The sequence below is a fragment of the Salinibacterium sp. ZJ70 genome (genome assembly GCF_011751865.2).
In the GTDB taxonomy this organism is placed as follows: domain Bacteria; phylum Actinomycetota; class Actinomycetes; order Actinomycetales; family Microbacteriaceae; genus Homoserinibacter.
Genome location: NZ_CP061770.1, coordinates 908,210 through 927,399 on the forward strand (window position 1 = coordinate 908,210; position 19,190 = coordinate 927,399).

At 69.6% G+C, this 19,190-nt stretch carries 22 protein-coding genes and 2 tRNA genes; 13 read left to right on the forward strand and 11 right to left on the reverse strand.

Features of this window, described 5'->3' with window-relative positions:
• Nucleotides 1-2: 2 nt before the first annotated feature.
• Genes HCR12_RS04305 through HCR12_RS04315 form a run of 3 tightly spaced genes read left to right on the forward strand, consistent with a single transcriptional unit; the run spans nucleotide 3 to nucleotide 2,856 of the window.
• The gene (locus HCR12_RS04305) at nucleotides 3-1,505 is read left to right on the forward strand and encodes an ABC transporter ATP-binding protein (RefSeq protein ID WP_224763669.1); all 1,503 of its coding nucleotides are present in this window, start codon (nucleotides 3-5) and stop codon (nucleotides 1,503-1,505) included.
• Nucleotides 1,502-2,308: an energy-coupling factor transporter transmembrane component T family protein gene (locus tag HCR12_RS04310; RefSeq protein WP_166869497.1), complete on the forward strand. Its 807-nt coding sequence runs from the start codon at nucleotides 1,502-1,504 to the stop codon at nucleotides 2,306-2,308. Before HCR12_RS04305 ends, HCR12_RS04310 begins: the two co-directional genes overlap by 4 nt.
• Nucleotides 2,305-2,856, forward strand: a complete 552-nt coding sequence (locus tag HCR12_RS04315; protein WP_370589333.1) for a nucleoside/nucleotide kinase family protein — start codon at nucleotides 2,305-2,307, stop codon at nucleotides 2,854-2,856. Before HCR12_RS04310 ends, HCR12_RS04315 begins: the two co-directional genes overlap by 4 nt.
• On the opposite strand, the gene HCR12_RS04320 is transcribed toward HCR12_RS04315, so the two are convergent.
• The 6 genes from HCR12_RS04320 to orn all read right to left on the reverse strand — a co-directional run bounded on the left by HCR12_RS04320 (nucleotide 2,837) and on the right by orn (nucleotide 5,450).
• On the reverse strand, nucleotides 2,837-3,487 hold the full coding sequence (locus tag HCR12_RS04320) for a hypothetical protein (protein WP_166869496.1): 651 nt from the start codon (nucleotides 3,485-3,487) through the stop codon (nucleotides 2,837-2,839). The two genes, HCR12_RS04315 and HCR12_RS04320, sit on opposite strands and share 20 nt — an antisense overlap.
• An 88-nt stretch (nucleotides 3,488-3,575) precedes the next feature.
• Nucleotides 3,576-3,929, reverse strand: coding sequence for a metallopeptidase family protein (locus HCR12_RS04325; RefSeq protein ID WP_166869495.1), 354 nt, complete (start codon nucleotides 3,927-3,929; stop codon nucleotides 3,576-3,578).
• A complete protein-coding gene (locus HCR12_RS04330) occupies nucleotides 3,926-4,378 on the reverse strand; it encodes a DUF2017 family protein (RefSeq protein WP_166869494.1) in 453 nt (150 codons plus the stop codon). The genes HCR12_RS04325 and HCR12_RS04330 overlap by 4 nt, the downstream gene beginning before the upstream one ends.
• On the reverse strand, nucleotides 4,375-4,677 hold the full coding sequence (gene clpS / locus HCR12_RS04335) for an ATP-dependent Clp protease adapter ClpS (protein ID WP_166869493.1): 303 nt from the start codon (nucleotides 4,675-4,677) through the stop codon (nucleotides 4,375-4,377). Before clpS ends, HCR12_RS04330 begins: the two co-directional genes overlap by 4 nt.
• A gap of 47 nt (nucleotides 4,678-4,724) precedes the next feature.
• Nucleotides 4,725-4,800: transfer RNA gene (locus tag HCR12_RS04340), tRNA-His, on the reverse strand.
• Nucleotides 4,801-4,826: 26 nt separating this feature from the next.
• Nucleotides 4,827-5,450, reverse strand: a complete 624-nt coding sequence (gene orn, locus HCR12_RS04345) for an oligoribonuclease (RefSeq protein WP_166869492.1) — start codon at nucleotides 5,448-5,450, stop codon at nucleotides 4,827-4,829.
• Between the two features lie 78 nt (nucleotides 5,451-5,528).
• Between orn and HCR12_RS04350 the strand changes: the two genes are divergently transcribed.
• Nucleotides 5,529-5,604, forward strand: a tRNA-Arg gene (locus tag HCR12_RS04350).
• A 95-nt stretch (nucleotides 5,605-5,699) separates the two neighbouring features.
• Here the strand turns inward: HCR12_RS04350 and HCR12_RS04355 are convergent.
• A complete protein-coding gene (locus HCR12_RS04355) occupies nucleotides 5,700-7,451 on the reverse strand; it encodes a hypothetical protein (protein ID WP_166869491.1) in 1,752 nt (583 codons plus the stop codon).
• Between the two features lie 28 nt (nucleotides 7,452-7,479).
• Nucleotides 7,480-8,115: a hypothetical protein gene (locus HCR12_RS04360; protein ID WP_166869490.1), complete on the reverse strand. Its 636-nt coding sequence runs from the start codon at nucleotides 8,113-8,115 to the stop codon at nucleotides 7,480-7,482.
• Nucleotides 8,116-8,283: 168 nt separating this feature from the next.
• Between HCR12_RS04360 and HCR12_RS04365 the strand changes: the two genes are divergently transcribed.
• On the forward strand, nucleotides 8,284-10,386 hold the full coding sequence (locus HCR12_RS04365) for a sensor histidine kinase (RefSeq protein ID WP_166869489.1): 2,103 nt from the start codon (nucleotides 8,284-8,286) through the stop codon (nucleotides 10,384-10,386).
• On the forward strand, nucleotides 10,376-11,059 hold the full coding sequence (locus HCR12_RS04370; protein WP_166869488.1) for a response regulator transcription factor: 684 nt from the start codon (nucleotides 10,376-10,378) through the stop codon (nucleotides 11,057-11,059). The genes HCR12_RS04365 and HCR12_RS04370 overlap by 11 nt, the downstream gene beginning before the upstream one ends.
• Before the next feature lie 36 nt (nucleotides 11,060-11,095).
• Here the strand turns inward: HCR12_RS04370 and HCR12_RS04375 are convergent, their stop codons facing one another.
• Together HCR12_RS04375 and HCR12_RS04380 are read right to left on the reverse strand one after the other, a co-directional pair.
• The gene (locus tag HCR12_RS04375; RefSeq protein ID WP_166869487.1) at nucleotides 11,096-11,953 is read right to left on the reverse strand and encodes a hypothetical protein; all 858 of its coding nucleotides are present in this window, start codon (nucleotides 11,951-11,953) and stop codon (nucleotides 11,096-11,098) included.
• An 89-nt stretch (nucleotides 11,954-12,042) separates the two neighbouring features.
• Nucleotides 12,043-13,050 (reverse strand): aldo/keto reductase, encoded by a 1,008-nt coding sequence (locus tag HCR12_RS04380; RefSeq protein ID WP_166869486.1) that lies wholly within the window; start codon nucleotides 13,048-13,050, stop codon nucleotides 12,043-12,045.
• Nucleotides 13,051-13,132: 82 nt separating this feature from the next.
• On the opposite strand from HCR12_RS04380, the gene msrA reads away from it, so the two are divergent.
• From msrA to HCR12_RS04410, 6 genes are all read left to right on the forward strand, one after another.
• The gene (gene msrA / locus HCR12_RS04385) at nucleotides 13,133-13,660 is read left to right on the forward strand and encodes a peptide-methionine (S)-S-oxide reductase MsrA (RefSeq protein WP_166869485.1); all 528 of its coding nucleotides are present in this window, start codon (nucleotides 13,133-13,135) and stop codon (nucleotides 13,658-13,660) included.
• Nucleotides 13,661-13,706: 46 nt separating this feature from the next.
• Nucleotides 13,707-14,546, forward strand: a complete 840-nt coding sequence (locus tag HCR12_RS04390; protein WP_224763672.1) for an alpha/beta fold hydrolase — start codon at nucleotides 13,707-13,709, stop codon at nucleotides 14,544-14,546.
• Entirely contained in the window at nucleotides 14,539-15,120 is a 582-nt protein-coding gene (locus HCR12_RS04395; protein WP_166869062.1) for a TetR/AcrR family transcriptional regulator, read from the forward strand. The genes HCR12_RS04390 and HCR12_RS04395 overlap by 8 nt, the downstream gene beginning before the upstream one ends.
• 79 nt (nucleotides 15,121-15,199) lie before the next feature.
• Nucleotides 15,200-15,412 carry a methyltransferase gene (locus tag HCR12_RS04400; RefSeq protein ID WP_166869483.1) on the forward strand — a complete coding sequence of 71 codons (213 nt, stop codon included), beginning with the start codon at nucleotides 15,200-15,202 and terminating at the stop codon, nucleotides 15,410-15,412.
• 175 nt (nucleotides 15,413-15,587) lie between these two features.
• Nucleotides 15,588-16,058 (forward strand): single-stranded DNA-binding protein, encoded by a 471-nt coding sequence (locus HCR12_RS04405; protein WP_166869482.1) that lies wholly within the window; start codon nucleotides 15,588-15,590, stop codon nucleotides 16,056-16,058.
• 47 nt (nucleotides 16,059-16,105) lie between these two features.
• Entirely contained in the window at nucleotides 16,106-16,573 is a 468-nt protein-coding gene (locus HCR12_RS04410) for a DUF6993 domain-containing protein (RefSeq protein ID WP_166869481.1), read from the forward strand.
• A gap of 93 nt (nucleotides 16,574-16,666) precedes the next feature.
• On the opposite strand, the gene HCR12_RS04415 is transcribed toward HCR12_RS04410, so the two are convergent.
• The gene (locus HCR12_RS04415; protein WP_166869480.1) at nucleotides 16,667-17,236 is read right to left on the reverse strand and encodes a GNAT family N-acetyltransferase; all 570 of its coding nucleotides are present in this window, start codon (nucleotides 17,234-17,236) and stop codon (nucleotides 16,667-16,669) included.
• 237 nt (nucleotides 17,237-17,473) lie between these two features.
• On the opposite strand from HCR12_RS04415, the gene ettA reads away from it, so the two are divergent.
• A complete protein-coding gene (ettA, locus tag HCR12_RS04420) occupies nucleotides 17,474-19,153 on the forward strand; it encodes an energy-dependent translational throttle protein EttA (RefSeq protein ID WP_166869479.1) in 1,680 nt (559 codons plus the stop codon).
• Nucleotides 19,154-19,190 lie beyond the last annotated feature (37 nt).

Sequence of the window (19,190 nt, forward strand, 5' to 3'; positions counted from 1 at the left end):
CCGTGGGCGCGCGGATCGAAGCACGCGGATGGGGCTGGCGGCACGCCGGTCGCCGCGACCCTGCCGTGCGCGCCCTCGATCTGGTGATCGAGCCGGGGGAGCGCGTGCTGCTGCTCGGCGCCTCGGGCGCGGGCAAGTCGACCCTCCTGCATGGTCTCGCCGGCATCCTCGGCGGTGCCGACGAGGGGGAGCAGTCGGGGGAGCTGCTCGTCGATGGCGCCCCCGCCGCCGACGCACGCGGGACTGCGGGGCTCGTGCTGCAGGATCCGGATTCCCAGGCGGTGCTCGCGCGCGTGGGCGACGACGTGGCGTTCGGGCTCGAGAACCTCGGCGTGCCCGCTGACGAGATGCACCGGCGTGTGCCGGAGGCGCTCGCCGCGGTGGGGCTCGACGTGCCGCTCACGCACTCCACGTCGGCGCTCTCGGGCGGCCAGAAGCAGCGCCTCGCGCTTGCGGGGGTGCTCGCGATGCAGCCGCGTCTGCTGCTGCTCGACGAGCCCACAGCGAACCTCGACCCGCAGGGGGCGGAGGAGGTCGTCGCCGCGGTCATCGACTCGCTTGCGGGGCGCACGCTCGTGGTCGTCGAGCATCGCGTCGATCTGTGGTGGGGGCACGTGGATCGCGTGGTCGTGCTGGGCATCGACGGGGTGATCTCCGATGGCACGCCGGAGGCGGTGCTCGACTCGTCGCGCGCGGAACTCGAGGCGGCGGGAGTGTGGTTGCCGGGCGCCGCAGCGCGCCTGCCGCGCTATCCGGCACCCACCGCGGGGCCGATGCTGCTGCACGCCGAGGGGCTCGCCGTGAGCCGTGCGGGCACGCGGGTGCGCCGTCGTCGGCGTCGCCGTGCCGAGGACGACACCGAGGCGCGCCTCGCCGCCGCGGCGGCACGCGGCCTCGACGTGACGGTGCGCGCGGGTGAGGTGCTCGCTCTCACTGGTCCCAATGGTGCCGGCAAGACGACCCTCGCGCTCACCCTCGCGGGCCTGCTCGAACCCGTCGCGGGAACCGTCAGCGCGACCCCGGGGCTGGCGGGCAGTGCATCCTCTGATCCGGCGTCATGGCGGTCGCGAGAGCTGCTCACGCGCATCGGCTTCGTGTTCCAGAGCCCCGACCACCAGTTCCTCACCACGACGGTGCGTGCCGAGCTCGAACTCGGGCAGCGCGCGCTCGGAGGCGAGCCCGACGGTGCGCACATCGACGAGCTGCTGGGGCGGCTGCGTCTCGACAGGATCGCGCGCGCGCATCCGTTCGGCCTCTCGGGCGGCGAGAAGCGGCGCCTCTCGGTGGCGACCGTGCTCGCGACGTCGCCCCGGGTGCTCGTGCTCGACGAGCCGACCTTCGGGCAGGATGCCCGCACCTGGCGCGAGCTCGTAGCGCTGCTCGCTGAGCAGCGGGACGCCGGCCGCGCGATCGTCGTCGTCACGCACGACCGAGGGCTCGTCGACGCGCTGGATGCGCGTGAGTTCGCGCTCGGTGCCGCCGTCGCCGCGGGGGAGGCGTCATGAGCGACCTGCTCGCGCCCGTCACCGGGGACCGCCTCGTGCACCGCATCAACCCGGTCGCCAAGATCGCCGCATCCGCTGCCGTCGGGATCGCGCTCATCAGCACCATCGACTGGGTCTCCGGGGTGGTGGCACTCGTGCTCATCGGCGCGCTCATCCCGTTCGCGGGGGTGCCGTGGCGCACCCTTCTGCTGCGTCTGTCGCCGATCCTCGTCGCGGCGCCGCTCACCGGGCTCACGCTCGCGCTCTACGCCGAGCCGTCCGGCCGCATCCACTGGAGCTTCCTGCTCGCGACGGTGAGCGACGGCTCGCTGCAGTTCGCCACCGCGGCCGTGCTGCGCGTGCTCGCGATCGGGGTGCCCGCGGTGCTGCTCATCGCGACCGTCGACACGACCGACCTCGCCGATGGCCTCATCCAGACCTGGCGTCTGCCCGCACGATTCGTGCTGGGAGCTCTCGCCGGCTTGCGGATGATCGGACTGCTCGTCGACGACTGGCGCGCCCTCGTGCTCGCCCGCCGCGCTCGCGGGGTGGGGGACGCGGGCGGATTCTTCGGGCGGATGCGGTTCCTCGGCTCTGTCGCGTTCGCGCTGCTCGTGCTCGCACTGAGGCGGGCGAGTTCGCTCGCCACCGCCATGGAGGCGCGCGCATTCGGCGGAGACACCCCGCGCACGGCGGCGCGCACGGCGCGCTTCGGTGCCGCCGAATGGGTGCTCGTGCTCATCGGCATCGCCATCGGGGCGACCGCGATCGCCGTGTCGATCGCCGCGGGCACCTTCCACCCGATCCTCGGGCCGCGTTCGTGACCGTGCGCACTGATCGTGACATCGATCCGGCGCCGCTCGCTGCCCTCCTGACCCGCGGCGTGCAGCCGTTCGTGCTGCTCATCGACGGGCGCTCGGGTGCAGGCAAGACCGTGCTCGGGCGCGAACTCGCGGCGCGCACCGGCGCGACGCTCGTGTCGCTCGACGAGGTCTACCCCGGATGGGACGGACTCGCCGCAGGCGGCGCGGCCGTAGAGGGCATCATCCGCGACGGCAGCTGGCGGCGATGGGATTGGGTCGCTGGCGGCCCGGCCGCGACGGCGCACATCGATCGCACCGGGTCGCTCATCGTCGAAGGATGCGGCGCTCTCTCCCGTGCCTCACGTGCCCTCGCGGACCACTCGTGGTGGATCGATCGCGATGCCGATGAGCGGCGGGAACGCGCGCTCCGCCGCGACGGCGACACCTACGCTCCGCACTGGGAACGCTGGGCGCGTCAGGAGGATGCGCACATCGCGCGCGAGGATCCGGAGGCGCTCGCCGACCTCATCATCCGCGACGGGAAGGTGCTCACCGGCTCCACCGAGTGATGAACGGGCCGCCCTCCCATTGCGTGGTGAGGCTCGAACCCGAGCAGGTCACCAGAAGACGCCCCTCGGCGTCGCCGAGGCCCGGCACCTCCATCGGGGTTGTGGTCGAGACCCCCTCGACGGCGGTCGTGGTCTCGATGTCGTAGGCGGAGGCGTCGATCTCGTCGAAGATCATCGCCGCGCTCGACGCGGAGGAATCCCACGCCCATGCTGCCGACATCGAACCGGTGTGCCGCTGCGCGATCGTCATCACGGGGCCGTCGGTCGGCTGGAGGTCGACCGCGATCGACAGGTCGTTGTCGAAGCGGAACCTGCCGTCCTCGGTGATGTGCAGGCTCTGGCCGCCGGCCGCGCGGTGGGTGAGGACCGGCATGCCCGTGTCCTCGAGCATCACCGCAAGCTGGGCGGCGAGATCGTCGACGTCGGCGTGCCACGTGCCGCTGACGCACGCTGTTGGGGTGGTCTCGCCGTCAGCGGCCCCGGTGTCGTCGCTGGGCAGACCTGACGGCCCGCCAGCCCCTGGCCCGGGTTCGGTTCCGCCGGTGCATGCGGTGAGCGCTGCGACGAGCGCGAGCGCTGCGACGAGCGCTGCGGAGCGGGTGGTGGGCTTGAGGGCGGGGGTGCTGTCCATATGAAGACTCCTCGAAAGCGGCGTCTTCGGATGGTACGGGGCGCGGGCGCGGCGCGCGAGCCCTCATCTTCGGTGGACGAACTACGAGTCAGGCCCAGCCGAGGCGGTGCAGCTCGTCGTCGTCGATGCCGTAGAAGTGGGCGATCTCGTGCACGAGCGTGATGTGGATCTCGTCGCGCAGCTCATCCTCGGTCTCGCAGATCGCGAGCAGCGGCTCGCGGAACAGCACGATCCGATCCGGGAGTTCGCCGAACCCGTAGCGGTCGCGCTCGGTCAGGGCGACGCCGTCGTACACGCCGAGCAGGTCGAGCGAGCCGTCCTCCGGGCGGTCCTCGCACACGAACACGACATTCTCGAGACCGTCGACCATCTCATCCGGCAGGGCGTCGAGCTCGTCGATGACGATCTTCTCGAACTCCTCAGCGGTCAGCTCCAAGCTCATTCGGCCTCCAATAGGTCCACGAGCACCCACTGCAGCTCGCCGAGCCAGCCGTAGATGTCGGCCAGAGGGCTCTCGCCCGGCTCATCGTCGTCGGTGAGGATGCCGAGGCGCGTGCCGATCATCATCCGCACATCGGTGAGGCCGCGCGCCCACGTGGCGCACGTGTCCTGATCGAGAACGACCGTGCCTGCCGTCGCCGTCTCCGCGATGCACGTGACGGCTGCGATCTTGCGCTCCGCGAGCTCGTCGCGGGTGAAGCGACGGAAATCGGACGCGGCCTCCGGGTCATCCGTGTAGGCGTCGGGGAAGAGCCGGGTGAGCAGCGCGGCGTCGTCGAGCTCCGGTTCGCGCACGACATCCGCGAACTGATTGGCGAGCACCGCCAGCAGGCCCGCTTCCTCCGGTTCGAAGTCGATCCGCACGCCCTCGTCGACGAGGCCGATCCTCATGTGCCGTCCTTCGCGATCGTCGCATGCAGCCCGTACTCGTGCATCGCCTGCGCGTGCCGCTCCATCTCCTCGCGATTGCCGGAGGCGACGACAGCGCGACCCTCGGTGTGCACGAGCATCATCAGACGCTCCGCCTCTTCGCGGGAGTAGCCGAAGTAGGTGCGGAACACGTGCGCCACGTAGTTCATCAGGTTGATCGGGTCGTTCCACACGATCAGCACCCACGGCACATCGAAGCGAGTCGCTGTGTCGCGGTCGAGAACGGGAGACGCCGTGGTGGACGAAGAATCACCTGACATGCGCGCCTCGATCGACGTCGAAGAGAAAACCCTGTTCGGGGTGGAATTGGGGCGATCGACGGGACTCGAACCCGCGACATCCGGCACCACAAGCCAGCGCTCTACCAACTGAGCTACGACCGCCATGCTGCTGAAGCAACGAGACGATTCTACGGTATCCGCGAGGCCCATTTTGACACCACGTCTGCGGCGGCGTTCTGAGCCTCCTCGCTCGTGGGCCCGGGGTCGGCTACGAACGCCACCTTGCGGTAGTAATCGAGCTCCCGGATCGACTCCAGAATGTCTGCGAGAGCGCGGTGTCCGCCGTTCTTAGCGGGTGCCTGGAAGTACACGCGCGGGAACCAGCGGCGCGACAGCTCCTTGATGCTCGACACGTCGACGTTGCGGTAGTGCAGATACGAGTCGATGCGCGGCATGTACTTCGCCAGGAACGCACGGTCGGTGCCGATCGTGTTGCCCGCGAGGGGTGCGGTGCCGTGATCCGGCACGAAACGCTGGATGTACTCGAGCACCTGGAACTCGGCATCCGCGAGGCTCACGCCGTTCGGGATCTCCTCGAGCAGCCCCGAGCTCGTGTGCATGTCGCGCACGAAATCGTTCATGTGGTCGAGCGCCGACTGGTCGGGCCGGATCACGATCGAGAACCCGGCATCGAGCGGGGTGAGCTCGTAGTCGGTGACGACCACAGCGACCTCGACCAGCTCATCGACCTCGAGGTCGAGTCCCGTCATCTCGCAGTCGATCCACACCAGGCGTTCGGATGTCGCACTCACGGGTCAACTCTAGTCGTGTGCCTCCGACGGCCAGCGGCTCGGGGATCGGAGGAGACGCCTGCGGTAGCCTGGAGTGCTGCCCTCGTAGCTCAGCGGATAGAGCAGGAGCCTTCTAATCTCTTGGTCGCAGGTTCGATTCCTGCCGGGGGCGCCAAGCGGAAGGCCCTCGGATCCTGGAGCGGATCTCGAGGGCCTTCTCTGTGATGAGGCGGGGGCCAGTAGTACCCGAATTCCCGGCCCCCGCCGGTCTCAGGGACGCACCGCGCGGTGCACGCCGAGCGCTGTGAGCCCGAGGAGGGCGAGCATGCCTCCGAGGACCAGCAGCGCCTGCCACTCGCCACCCGTCTGCGCGAGCTGGCCGACTGCCGCGGGGCGAACCGCGGGGGCCGCGGTCGGATCGCCGGCGCCGGGCTCCTCGGTGATCGGGTCGTCGCCGCCCGGCTCATTCCACTCCGCGATCACCACGTAGTGCAGTTCGCGGACGGTCTCGTTGCCGGCGTTATCGATGGCGCGGAGCTGAGCGATGAACTCGCCGGCCTCGCTCGTGTCGAGGGTGATGGCCTCGCAGCTCGCGACACCGGATACCTCATCCGAGCACTCCGGGGTCACCGTGACGTCGGCGCCGATCAGGAGAGCGTGACTTGCGTCGAACGCCTCATCGATCGTCGGACCCGTCCAGTCGATGTCGAAGCCGTGGAAGAACGTCGCGGAGTTCGCGTTGTTCGTGGCGGTGCGGCTGTGCACCACGAATCGGCCCTCGGTTTCGAAGTCCGCCTCGAAGCGCGGGCCCTCGAGGCTCTCCCAGCCGTTTCCGCGGTTGATCGAGATCTCGGCGATGGCGTCTTCGCCCGCGTTCGCACCGACGAAGGCACCCGAGACGGGCGTGGTGTACCAGCCACTCGCCGATCGCTCCGCGTCCGTTTCGAACGAGACGGACAGCAGATCCGCTTCCGAGATCACCTGGTAGCTGAGCGTGCGCTCGGTGCGGTGACCTGCCTCGTCGACCGCCGCGATGGTGACGCTGTTGGTGCCGAGCGTCGACGTGGGCAGAAGCCCGCCTGGGGCGATGTCGCCGCCGCAGCTGCGCACACCCGAGAGCGCGTCCGCGCACGCGTAATCGACAGGAACAGCTGATCCCCGCAGGATCCGAACCGGCTCGCCGCCGGAGAAGTCGACCGGGGCGTCGACGGTGAGCGTCGGCGGGGTCAGGTCGATGCGCACGTAGGTGTCCCGGATGCCATCGAACGTGGTGCGGTGAAAGAGACGGTGCACGCCCTCGGTCGCCACGTGGTGCGTGTAGAGGCCTGTGGTGCTGTGGGTCCACAGGCCGCCGGTGCTGAAGTACACCATGCCCTCGGTGTTCGCACCGGCGAGCGTGCGGGTGATGTGCAGCTCGACGGGAACGGGGCTCCACCCCGAGAGGGTGCCGGATGCGGCGGTCGCCGTCGTGATCGCGCGCTCGTCACTCGACTCCATCATGATGATGGCGCGCGTCTTCGTGGCAGTGCGGCCCTCCGCATCGACGGCGGTCACAGTCCAGTGGTACTCGCGATTGCGATCACCGGACCCGAGCGTGATGTGGTCACCCGAGCGGGCCCCGGACGCCTCGGTGCAGCTCACGATCGTCGAGTCGTCCGATCCGCACGAGAACTCGAGCGTGAGCACGAATCCTTCCGAGTACCGGGTGAAGAACATCGGACCGATGCCGTCCATCTCCACCCACGGGCCCTCGCCCGCTGCAGTGGATGCGTATTCCGCGCCGGCGGCCACAGAACGCTCGGCGGGCGACTCGGTGGTCGGGTCGAGCGGGGGGAGCACATCTGCTGCGGGAGGCTCCGGGATGCGGGAGTGGGCGTCGGTGACGGTGAGATCCGCGGGGGTGATCTGAGGAACGTCGCCCTCGTCAGCCGCCGCGAACGCCGCGCCCGTTCCGAGCGAGGTGACCAGAAGCGCGGTCGCGCCGGCTGCGCACAGGGTGCGCAGGGGGAGGAAGGTGTTCATGATTCTCCAGGTGTGGTGGTGGGTCAGGTCACTCGCGCACGAGCCGGTGGGCGTCGATCGCGACGGTGAGCACGGTGAGCAGGTGCAGCACGAGCAGGTGCAGGATGAACGCCACCCAGGCGGCGTCCTGCAGCGTGCCGTCCACGATCGCCACGGCGACCGCGGTGACGGGCCAGCTCGCGGCGAGGAGGGGCAGAATGCGCGCTGCACCGCGCCACACGCCGGCGGCTGCGATGGTGACGCCCGCGAGCCAGTACGAGATCTCGGCCGAGATCAGGGCTGTCTGAATGACGATCTCGGCGGTCGCCGCGGGCACGAAGACGCCGATGACGTAGAGCGCGGTGCCCGCGATGAGGCCTCCCGCGGCGGCGGTACCCGCGAGCCGTGCGACGCGGTGGGTGCCGAACGCGCCGGTCACGTGGGCCGCGATGACGATGACCGCGAGGCTCAGCACGAGCGCGGCTGCGCCGAACGAGCCAGCGGCGAAGCCGCTCGCATCCGCGGGCCACGGCATCGTGATGAGCGCCGCGGCGACCGCCAGCAGAACGGCTGCCGCCGTGCAGAGGATGCGCAGAGCGGCCGGCGTGGCGCCGCGTGGCCGCAGGGGCTGCTCGTTCTCCGACGTATCGGTTCGAGCAGGGGGAGGGAGTGCGACGGTGTGCATGGGAGGTCCTTAGGGGAGAGCGCCGTGGCGCGGTTGATGCCGTCGAGCCTCCCGAGCGCTCGTCCTGGGCGCCCAGGGCGCTCCTCCTGCGGTCCGCCCGGAAAATGTCCCGAAGGTTCCGGGACAAACGCCCTCCCATCCGGTCGCGTCGACTGCCACGATGGTCGGATGCAGCAGGGCTCAGGCGCCTCGTCCGCGCGCGCGGCCGCGCTCGTGTGCGCGTTTCTCGTTGCTGCCACGGCCCTCGCGACGTTCGCGCTCGATGTCGTGGCGCACCGCACCGGCCTCGAAGTCGTCGGCCCTCCCGGCTGGACCGGCGCATGGCGCGGCATCGTGCTCGGCGGTGTCGCCACCTGGATGCTCGTGCGCCTCGGGTGGCATCCGGTGCCGATCATCTTCGCCTGGGGCGCTCTGGGGGCCGCAGCCAGCGGGCTCGGAGCGGCATGGATCAACGCCTCGGTGACGTTCTGGCCGACCATTCCTTTCACTGAGCCTGCCGCGTTCCTTGCGTCGCGCATCGGCGACTCCGCTGTGCTCGCCCTCCCGGTCGCACTCCTGTTCTTCCCCACGGGGCGCATCGCGCGCGGGGTTCCGATGATCCTGACCGTGCTCGTCGGCGCTCTCGTCGCGTTCGCGGTGCTCGTGCGTCTCGCGGCGCCCGGGGAGGTCTTCTCGGGCGAAGTCGGGGGTCTGACGCCGGCGCTTCGCGACGCCATGGGCGACGGATGGTCGGCGCTCCTGCCAGTGGGCGTCTGGGAGAGCCTCGTTCTGCTCGTCGAGCCGGCGACCCTCGCCGCCCTCGTGCTGACGGTGATGATGGTCGCCGGGCGGATGTTCGGCGCCCCCGACGAGGTGCGACTGCAGCTCACCTGGGTGGTGTGGGGCGCGTTCGTGTTCGCTGTGCTGTTCGTGCTGTCGGCTCTCGCCCTTCCCTACTTCCTCGGGCAGGGGGTCGTCATCGTCGGGCTCGCCGTCCTCTGCACGGCGATCGCCATCGCGCTCGCACATCACCGGCTGTCGCGCATCGACCGGGTCGCGAGCTGGACCGCCGTCTACGCGTTCTTCGCGGTGGGCGTCATCATCGTCGACGTCGTGCTCATCGCACTCGTCGGCCAGCTCATCACCCACCAGCTGCTCGCGAGCATCTCGACGATCATCGCGCTCATCATCTACATGCCTCTCCGGGATCGGCTGCTGATTCTCGCGTCGCGGCTCGTGAACGGACGTCGCGGCGACCCGTACGGCGTCGTATCGTCACTGAGCGCCCGACTCGAGGAAGCCGTCGAGCCCGACGATCAGCTGCACCACCTGGCGAAGTCGGTCGCGCACGCGTTCGTCTCGCCGTGCGTCGTCGTCGAGGTCGACCGGCCAGACGGATCCCGCCTCGTCTCGCAGTACGGCTACACCGCCGACGAGCTCCTGCGCATGCCGCTCAGCTACCGCGGCGAGCGGATCGGAACGCTCAAGATGGCACCGGGGCGTCGCGCCCGGCTGACGGCGGGCGACGAGCAGCTGCTCGCCGACCTGGTGCGCCAGGCTGCCGCCGCGGTGCGGGCGAGCGCCCTCAGCACCGAGCTGCAGAGCATCCGCGAGGAACTGGTGCGTGCGCGCGAGGACGAACGGCAGCGCCTGCGCCGCGAGCTGCATGATGGCCTGGGGCCGGCGCTCGCGGGAGTCCAGCTGCGGATCGAAGCCGCCCGGAACACACTCGACGCTGATGCGCCCGCCGCGGCCGATCTGCTCGCGCGGGCGTCGGAGGACATCCGGGTGGCGGTCACCGAGATCCGAAGGCTTGCGCACGACCTGCGTCCGCCGACGCTCGACGACCTGGGTCTCGTGGGAGCCGTCGAGCAGCTCGTGCGCCGGCTGGCGGACGCGGGGGAGCACATCGTCGACACCGACATCACGGTTCCGACCCCGGTGCCCGCGGCGGTCGAGGTCGCTGCCTACCGGATTGTCTCGGAGGCGCTGCTCAATGTGCAGCGTCACGCTCGGGCCCAGCGCGCCTGGGTGTGGATGAATCACGAGCAGCACGCGCTCGTGATCGAGATCTCGGATGATGGCGCAGGAATCGATGCGGCGGCGGACGCGGGGGTCGGCCTGCTGTCGATGCGAGAACGCGCCGCAGAGCTCGGGGGAACGCTCGAGGTGCTGCGCCGCCCCGGAGGGGGCACCGTCATCCGCGCCGTGCTCCCCGCCCCCGCGCCCGCCCCGATCGCCGCGACGCCCCCGTATCCCCTCAGCGAAGAAGGTGCCGGATATGGCCGATGACCGCACGAACCCGTCGACCGAGGCGAGCATCCGCGTGATGCTCGTGGACGACCACCCCATCTACCGCGATGGCCTCGCGGCGCTGCTCGGCTCCCTGCGCGGCCTCGAGGTCGTGGGGACCGCGAGCGACGGGCGAGAGGCGATCGCGCTCGCCGACGAGCTGCAACCCGACGTGATCGTCATGGACGTGCAGATGCCGAACCTCGATGGCGTCGAGGCGACGCGGCAGATCGTGGCGCGACAGCCGCACGTCGGCATCGTCGTGCTCACGATGTCGGAATCGGACGAGACGGTCTTCCAGGCGATGCGCGCGGGCGCTCGCGGTTACCTCGTGAAGGGCGCAGGGCAACACGACATCTCGCGCGCCATCCGCTCCGTCGCCGAGGGCGACGCCGTGTTCGGCCCGAGCATCGCGGTGCGCATCGCCGAGTTCTTCGCAACGCCCGCGCCCGCCGCGAGCCAGGTCGCGTTTCCGCAGCTCACCGCGCGCGAACGGGAGATCCTCGAGTTGGTAGCCGCGGGGCGCTCGAACGCCGACATCGCCCGCGCGCTCTACCTGTCCCCGAAGACGGTGCGCAACAACGTGTCGAACATCTTCGTGAAGCTCCAGGTCTCCGGCCGCTCCGAGGCGGTCATCGCCGCGCGCGAAGCGGGGATGGGCACCAACCTGTAGCGCTCAGCCCCGCCCGTGCGTGCGGTGCGCGGCCGCTCAGCGCGACTGGTCGTTCGCGGGCTCGTCGACGATCTCCGCCACCTCGACGTCATCGGTGTCGGTGTCGGTGTCGAGCCCCGTGGTCGTGGTCGAAGCGAGCGGCGACGCGTAGCGGTTCACGAACACATCCGACGGCGTGAGGGTGGAGGCAGCCTCGGCCGGCTCGCCTGCCGCCTCATCCGGCGCGCTCACGATGGGCTGGCCCACCATGGTTGCGGCGGCGGGGGCGGTGACGGATGCGGGGATGATGACATCCGGCACGACCACATCGGGAGCGTGCTCGACGTTCTGGTCGGTGTTCGCCGTGAACTGCGCCTCGGCCCACTTCTGCTGCTCGGTGACGAGCGGGTCGACGCTCTGATCCTCGTAGCGCCAGCGCTCGAGGTCGGCGGCGAAGAGCTTGCGCGCCTTGTTGGGCTTGCGGAGCCACAGGATGAGACGGTCGCGGTACTCGCCCAGGGTCTGCTCAGCCTGGAAGCTGAAGCTCACCGAGTTGATGCGCATGTCCCTGAGCTGGTGAGCCGCCCAGTCGGCGGCGAGGTCGGATGCGGGGATCGGCAGCAGGCGCACCTGCGTGTCGGCTTCGCGCGCGAGGCGCTCGGAGTGCTCGCGGGAGGTGGGGGTCTCGCCGTGCCAGCGCACCGCATCCTGACCCACCGAGATGAGTGCGGCGACGGCGCCGGCGCGGGTCTCGTAATCACGCTGCCCGACGATCCGCTTCACCGTGCTGCGCCCGATGAGCGCGGCGATGAGGCCTGCCACGACGATCGCGACGAAGGGGATCACGGCCGAGACGAGCACCTGCTGTCCGGCATCTGAAGAGAACCAGGTCACGAAATCGTTCCACCACTGCATGGCCGAACCATAAGTCGACGGTCGGCAGAACGGACCGTCTTCCCCCCGCGTGGCGCGAAAACCCGGAGGCTGCGTTCAGCTTCGCGGGTTCAGCCTCGGCGAGCCGTTCCGTGCACCGCGAACGGCTCGATCGCGGCGATCTCGTCGGATGTCAGCGGCGCCTGGTCGAGGGTGTCGAGGTTGTCGTCGAGCTGACGCACGCTCGAGGCGCCGATGAGCGCGCTCGTCACGGCCTCCTGACGCAGCACCCACAGCAGCGCGAGCTGCGCGAGGGTCGCGCCACGGCTCTCCGCGATCTCGTTGAGGCCGCGAGCGCGCTCCAGGTAGACGTCGTCGATGGTGTCGGCGTCGATCCAGCGTCCCTCCGCGGCTCGCGAGCCGGCGGGGATGCCCTGCAGGTAGCGATTCGTCAGCAGGCCCTGCGCGAGCGGCGAGAAGACGATCGATCCGATGCCGAGATCGGCGATCGTCTCCAGCAGCCCCTCCTCGGGGAGGCGGTTGAACATCGAGTACGACGGCTGGTGGATCAGCAGCGGCACACCCTCCGCCGCGAGCGCCTCGTAGGCGCGGCGGGTGTCGTCGGGACCGTAGTTGGAGATGCCGGCGTAGAGCGCCTTGCCGCTGCGCACGGCGTGAGCGAGGGCGCCCATGGTCTCCTCGATGGGCGTCTCGGGGTCGGGGCGGTGGTGGTAGAAGATGTCGACGTAGTCGAGCCCGAGGCGCGTGAGCGACTGGTCGAGCGACGACAGCAGGTACTTGCGCGAACCCCACTCGCCGTACGGTCCCGGCCACATGTCGTATCCGGCCTTCGACGACACGATGATCTCGTCGCGGTAGGGGCGCAGATCGCTCTCGAGGATGCGTCCGAAGTTCTCTTCGGCGGATCCCGCGGGCGGGCCGTAGTTGTTCGCGAGATCGAAGTGGGTCACGCCGCGGTCGAACGCACGCAGCACGATGTCGCGCTGGGTGGTGAGCGGTCGGTCGTGCCCGAAGTTGTTCCACAGACCAAGGGAGATGCGGGGGAGCTTCAGCCCGCTGCGCCCGACGCGGGCGTACTCGAGGCGGTCGTAGCGATCGGAGGCGGCGGTGTACGGCATCTGCTCAGCGTAGGGAACGGAACGCCCCTGCGCCGCGTTGTACCCCCTGTCTCACCGAATCCCAGGAAAGTAGGGTCGCACCATGCGCACATTCGTTCTCGCCGGTGGCTGCTTCTGGTGCCTCGACGCCGTCTATCGCACGCTCGAGGGCGTGCAGGATGTCGTTTCGGGGTACACGGGCGGCTCGGTGCCCGACCCCTCGTACGAGCTCGTCTGCACGGGCACGACGGGGCACGCGGAGGTCGTGGCGGTGACGTTCGACGAAGAGGTCATCCCGTCGGAGGTCATCCTCGACGTGTTCTTCACGCTCCATGACCCACGTCAGCTGAATCGTCAGGGCAATGACGTCGGCACGCAGTACCGTTCGGCGGTGTTCTACGCCGATGAGGAGCAGAAGGCGGAGTTCGAGGCAGCGCGTGAGCGGGCATCCGAGCTCTGGGGTGGGGGAGTGGTCACCACGATCACGCGCCTGGGAGATTTCTACCGAGCTGAGGAGTACCACCAGGACTTCTTCGCGAAGAACCCTGGCCAGGGATACTGCATGGCGGTTGCCGTGCCCAAGGTCAACAAGGTGCGGAAGGGGTTCGCGCAGTACATCAAGGTCGCGTGAGTCCGGGGGTTGCGCTCCAAAGCTAATGGCATTAGCTTTTGGGGCCATGACCTCCTTCCTGAACCGCCCCGACGGCGACGCCCGGCGCCGCCTCGCCTACGCCGTCCGTGGCGCAGGTCCCCTCGTCATCACCGTTCCCGGCATGGGCGATCTGCGCAGCGCCGACGACGCACTCGCCGATGCGCTCCTCGCGGACGGCTTCCGCGTCGCACAGTTCGACCTGCGCGGGCACGGCGACTCCGACATCGGGTTCGCCGAGCTCGGCGACGCCGCCACCGCATCCGACATCGCCGCCCTCATCGACGAACTCGGAGGGCCGGCGCTCGTCATCGGAACCTCGATGAGCGCGTCGGCCGCGGTGCTCGCCGCCGCCCAGCATCCAGAGCTCGTGCGCGGGATCGTGCTGCTGTCGCCGTTCGTGCGCAACGCGCCCGGGGATCCGCGCATGATGCGCGCGATGTTCCGGATGCTGTTCGCACGACCGTGGGGCGTCGCAGCCTGGACCTGGTACTACCGCTCCGTCATCAACAAGGGCACGGCCCCTGCGGATCACGCAGCGCACGTCGCCGAGATCCGCGCGTGGCTGCGCCGACCCGGCCGCCTCGCCGACTTCCGCCGGCTTGCGGTGACCCTCGACCACTCCGAGGTCGCCGAGCGCGCAGCTGGCGTCACGGTGCCCGCACTCGCCGTCATCGGTGCGCTCGATCCCGACTACCGCGACCCCGCCGCCGAACTCGCGCACGTGGGCGATGTGCTGGGTGCCGAGACACTGCTCGTCGACGACGCGGCGCACTACCCCCACCGCCAGCGTCCGGAGCTCGTGTTGCCCGCGATCCGCGACTTCGCCGCCCGCACCGCGGGCGCACGGAACGGCACCCGTGCCTAGGGCGGGACTCAGTCGAGATGCGGTCGTCGCGATCGCCGTCGAACTCCTCGACGACGATCCCGCCACGCCGCTGACACTTGCCCGCGTCGCGGCGCGGGCAGGGGTCGCTGTGCCGAGTCTCTACAAGCACGTCCCCTCGCTCGACGCCCTGCGTGACGCCGTCGCCACCGTCGCCATCATGCGCTTCACCGAGGCGGTCGAGCAGGCGGCCCCGTCGAGCGACGGGCGCAGCGCCGTCCGATCCGTGGGGCGTGCCATCCGTGCGTTCGCGACCGCGCATCCCGGTCTCTATGCAGCCAGTCAGCCCGCGCCCGGGCACGAATCATCAGCAGATTATGTCGCCGCGGCCTCGCGTGCCGTCGCCGCGCTCTCGACCGCGCTCGCCGCGGGCGGGGTGCCCGAGGAGCGCCGCGTCGATGCCGTGCGCATCCTGCGCGCCGCCACCCACGGCTTCATCGTGCTCGACGCGGCGGGCGGGTTCCGGATGCCGGACGACGTGGATGCGAGCTACGAGCGCCTGCTCGACGTCACCTGGGCGGGGCTCGCGACCCTCGGGGAGCACTCGCCTGAATGATCGCCGAGAGGTGGGTCCGCGCGCGTGCACGCGGAGTACGGTCGAGGCACGAGCCGTGCCACATGCAAGGGAGTCGATCATGAGTGACAGCAGCACCATCGACCAGCGCTGGGTCGCGTTCGGCGAATCGGGAGCCCTCGGAACCATCCACCGCGTCGGGGACACATTCAAGATGAAGCTGCTCTCCGACACCGAATATCGCGGCAGCTATCCGAGCCTCGACGTCGCCAAGAGCGCCCTCCACGCGGCGCTCCTGCCCGGATCCGACATGCCGGAGTTCCGCGAGCACTGAGGGTCCACCCCTCCTCCACCTGTGCGGGCCGCGCCGCGCGTCCACGAGACGGCGGCGCGGTCCGTCGTGCGGGTGCGGGATCCGCGACGCTTCGGGGACGACGCACGGTCGGGGTGAATCCGGCACGACGACCACGGCCGTGCGTCGCCCATCCGCACGCACCCCTGGAGGAGCCATGCCCGACACGATCACCGTCACGGGACTCATCGCGACGCCCATCACCCACACCGTCACGAGCGAAGGGCTCGAGATCAGCTCGTTCCGTCTCGTCTCGCATCACCGCCGCTTCGACCGCGACACCCGAAGCTGGGTCGACGGCGACACCAACTGGTTTTCGATCACGGCATTCCGGCAGCTGGCCGCGAACCTGCACACCTCCCTCGAGAAGGGGCAGCGCGTCGTCGTCACGGGGCGACTGCGCGTGCGCGAATGGCGCGACGGCGAGAAGAGCGGGCGGGATGTCGAGATCATCGCCGATGCCCTCGGGCCCGACCTCGCATGGGGCACCGCCGAGTACACGAAGACGCCTCGCGCGGCTGCCGCGACGCAGGGTGCTCCCCAGGTCGCCGAGGCGCCGACAGCCGCCGACGCTGACGCCGCGGGCTTCCCCGCCGAGAGCGAACTCGCCGAGGCGCTGCCGTTCTAGACTCGTGAGCGCTACGCCGATCGGGCGGAGCGCACCGAGAGGAACCCATGAGACGACCGCGCCGCACGACCGCCGCTGTCATCCTCGTGGCCGCATCCCTCGCACTCGTCGGCTGCACGGCGCAGGCCCCCGCGCCCACGACGGCGCCTGTCGAGTCTCCCGGCGCGACGCCCACGCCGGAGCCCACGGTCGCTCCCGAGCCCGTCTTCGATGGCACGGCCACCGATAACAAGGCGTTCTTCGACTGGGTGAACGAGGAGCTCATCGCCTCGGGGACCGCGCTCAACGGGGCTGCATTCGTCGACAACCTCGAAGGCGCCGGCTTCCCGCGTGACGTCATGGAGGTCACCCCCGACACCACCTCGATCGGGATCGCGGCCGACAACATCGTGTTCTCGATCCGGTTCGGCGAGGAGTGCCTGCTCGGGCAGTGGGGCAACATCGGCTACACGAGCATGGTCGCCCCGGTGCTCTCGACGGGCCGCTGCATCGTCGGAACCGAACGCCCCGCCTGATGAGGTGTCAGTTTGGGCCGCCCGAGCGCTCGCCCAGGCGACACAAACTGACACCTCAGGGCCGCGCAGGGATCCGGGGTTGCGGGCGGGCCGTCAGAGCTCGAGGCGCATGAGCACGCGCGGGAAGCCGTTCAGCACCGAGGTGGTCTCGGCGGCCATCGTGAAGCCCGCCTTCTCGAACAGCGACCGGGTGCCCACGTACGCCATCGTCTTGTCGACCGTCGCGCCCTGATTGTCGACCGGGTAGGCCTCCACAACGGGCGCACCGTGCTGGCGTGCGAACTCGACGGCACCTGACACGAGCTGGTGCGCGATACCGCGTCCGCGGAAGCCGGGACGCACCTTCACGCACCACAGTGACCACACATCCTGATCGTCCACGTGCGGGATCTTACGGTTCGTCGCGAAGCTCGTGTCGGCGCGGCGGTGGATCGCGGCCCATCCGACGACCTCGTCGCCGTCGTAGGCGAGCACACCGGGAGGCGGGTCGAGCTGGGTGAGCTCGCGGGCCTTCGCGCCGCGCTCCTGGCGGTGAAGGGCCCGGTTCTCGGCGGGGGAGACGCGGTAGCTGATGCACCAGCAGGCTTCCGAATCCGGATTCTTCGGCCCCACCATCGTCGCCAGGTCGTCGAATTCCGTTGCTCCGCGCACCACGATCGTCATGCACACAGCCTCGCACCGATCCGCGGCGGCGGCACCGGGCGCCCCACCTGGCGAGGTGTCAGTTTGTGCCGCCTGCGCCCGCGCCGGGGCGGCACAAACTGACACCTCACGGGCGGGAGGGGGCGGGACTCGTGGGCGGCGCCTTCGCAGCGCCTCGTTCACAGCGGCCCCGTCCGTCGCAGTCGGCTAGCCTGGGGAGTTGACCCCCGGACTCTCGGAGAAAGCAGCAGATACGGCATGGCCGAATACATCTACTCCATGGTGCGCGCTCGCAAGAAGGTTGGCGAGAAGATCATCCTGGACGACGTCACGATGTCGTTCCTTCCCGGAGCGAAGATCGGCATGGTCGGCCCGAACGGCGCCGGAAAGTCGACCATCCTCAAGATCATGGCGGGCCTCGACACCCCGTCCAACGGCGAGGCGAACCTCACCCCCGGCTACACCGTCGGCATCCTCATGCAGGAGCCCGAGCTCGACGAGACCAAGACCGTTCTCGAGAACATCCAGGACGGCATCGCGATCAAGGCGAAGCTCGACCGCTTCAACGAGATCTCGGCGCTCATGAGCGACCCCGACGCGGACTTCGACACCCTGCTCGCCGAGATGGGCGTGCTGCAGGAGGAGATCGACGCCGCGAACGGCTGGGACCTCGACTCGCAGCTCGAGCAGGCGATGGATGCCCTGCGCACCCCGCCGGGAGATGCCGACGTCACCAAGCTCTCCGGTGGTGAGCGTCGTCGCGTCGCGCTCGCGAAGCTCCTGCTGCAGAAGCCCGACCTGCTTCTGCTCGACGAGCCCACCAACCACCTCGACGCCGAGAGCGTGCTCTGGCTCGAGCAGCACCTGCAGAAGTATGCGGGCGCTGTCATCGCGATCACCCACGACCGGTACTTCCTCGACAACGTCGCGGAGTGGATCGCCGAGGTCGACCGCGGACGCCTCTACCCCTACGAGGGCAACTACTCGACCTACCTCGAGAAGAAGGCTCAGCGTCTTGAGGTGCAGGGCAAGAAGGACGCCAAGCTCGCCAAGCGCCTCGCAGAGGAGCTCGACTGGGTCCGCTCCAACGCGAAGGGCCGTCAGGCGAAGTCGAAGGCGCGTCTGGCGCGCTACGAGGAGATGGCGACCGAGGCGGAGCGCACCAGGAAGCTCGACTTCGAGGAGATCCAGATCCCCGCGGGTCCGCGTCTCGGCAGTGTCGTCATCGAGGCGAAGAACCTCAAGAAGCAGTTCGACGACCGCGTGCTCATCGACGGTCTCTCCTTCTCGCTCCCGCCGAACGGCATCGTCGGCGTCATCGGCCCGAACGGTGTCGGAAAGACGACCCTCTTCAAGACGATCGTCGGCCTCGAGCCGCTCGACGGCGGCGAGCTGAAGATCGGCGAGACGGTCAAGATCAGCTACGTCGACCAGTCGCGTGCCAACATCGACCCCAACAAGACGCTGTGGGAGGTCGTGTCCGATGGGCTCGACATCATCACCGTCGGCAAGACCGAGATCCCGTCGCGTGCCTACGTGTCGAAGTTCGGCTTCAAGGGCCCGGATCAGCAGAAGAAGGCCGGTGTGCTCTCCGGTGGTGAGCGCAACCGCCTGAACCTCGCGCTCACGCTCAAGGAGGGCGGCAACCTGCTGCTCCTCGACGAGCCCACCAACGACCTCGACGTCGAGACCCTGCAGTCGCTCGAGAACGCGCTTCTCGAGTTCCCCGGCTGCGCCGTGGTCATCACCCACGACCGGTGGTTCCTCGACCGCATCGCGACGCACATCCTCGCGTACGAAGGCACCGAGGAGAACCCGGCCCAGTGGTACTGGTTCGAGGGCAACTTCGAGGCGTACGAGACGAACAAGATCGAGCGTCTCGGACCGGATGCGGCCAACCCGCACCGTTCCGTGTACCGCAAGCTCACCCGCGACTGACCGTCGCGGAATATCGGGAGCCGCGGCCGATCGGGGA

Coding starts and splice junctions, on each gene's coding strand:
- HCR12_RS04370 (WP_166869488.1), top strand. CDS start 10,376: ATGGCCGATGACCGCACGAACCCGTCGACCGAGGCGAGCATCCGCGTG.
- HCR12_RS04415 (WP_166869480.1), bottom strand. CDS start 17,236: ATGACGATCGTGGTGCGCGGAGCAACGGAATTCGACGACCTGGCGACG.
- HCR12_RS04360 (WP_166869490.1), bottom strand. CDS start 8,115: ATGCACACCGTCGCACTCCCTCCCCCTGCTCGAACCGATACGTCGGAG.
- HCR12_RS04405 (WP_166869482.1), top strand. CDS start 15,588: ATGCCCGACACGATCACCGTCACGGGACTCATCGCGACGCCCATCACC.
- HCR12_RS04390 (WP_224763672.1), top strand. CDS start 13,707: ATGACCTCCTTCCTGAACCGCCCCGACGGCGACGCCCGGCGCCGCCTC.
- HCR12_RS04330 (WP_166869494.1), bottom strand. CDS start 4,378: ATGAGGATCGGCCTCGTCGACGAGGGCGTGCGGATCGACTTCGAACCG.
- HCR12_RS04325 (WP_166869495.1), bottom strand. CDS start 3,929: ATGAGCTTGGAGCTGACCGCTGAGGAGTTCGAGAAGATCGTCATCGAC.
- HCR12_RS04365 (WP_166869489.1), top strand. CDS start 8,284: ATGCAGCAGGGCTCAGGCGCCTCGTCCGCGCGCGCGGCCGCGCTCGTG.
- HCR12_RS04410 (WP_166869481.1), top strand. CDS start 16,106: ATGAGACGACCGCGCCGCACGACCGCCGCTGTCATCCTCGTGGCCGCA.
- ettA (WP_166869479.1), top strand. CDS start 17,474: ATGGCCGAATACATCTACTCCATGGTGCGCGCTCGCAAGAAGGTTGGC.
- HCR12_RS04320 (WP_166869496.1), bottom strand. CDS start 3,487: ATGGACAGCACCCCCGCCCTCAAGCCCACCACCCGCTCCGCAGCGCTC.
- HCR12_RS04355 (WP_166869491.1), bottom strand. CDS start 7,451: ATGAACACCTTCCTCCCCCTGCGCACCCTGTGCGCAGCCGGCGCGACC.
- HCR12_RS04310 (WP_166869497.1), top strand. CDS start 1,502: ATGAGCGACCTGCTCGCGCCCGTCACCGGGGACCGCCTCGTGCACCGC.
- msrA (WP_166869485.1), top strand. CDS start 13,133: ATGCGCACATTCGTTCTCGCCGGTGGCTGCTTCTGGTGCCTCGACGCC.
- clpS (WP_166869493.1), bottom strand. CDS start 4,677: ATGTCAGGTGATTCTTCGTCCACCACGGCGTCTCCCGTTCTCGACCGC.
- HCR12_RS04400 (WP_166869483.1), top strand. CDS start 15,200: ATGAGTGACAGCAGCACCATCGACCAGCGCTGGGTCGCGTTCGGCGAA.
- HCR12_RS04375 (WP_166869487.1), bottom strand. CDS start 11,953: ATGCAGTGGTGGAACGATTTCGTGACCTGGTTCTCTTCAGATGCCGGA.
- HCR12_RS04380 (WP_166869486.1), bottom strand. CDS start 13,050: ATGCCGTACACCGCCGCCTCCGATCGCTACGACCGCCTCGAGTACGCC.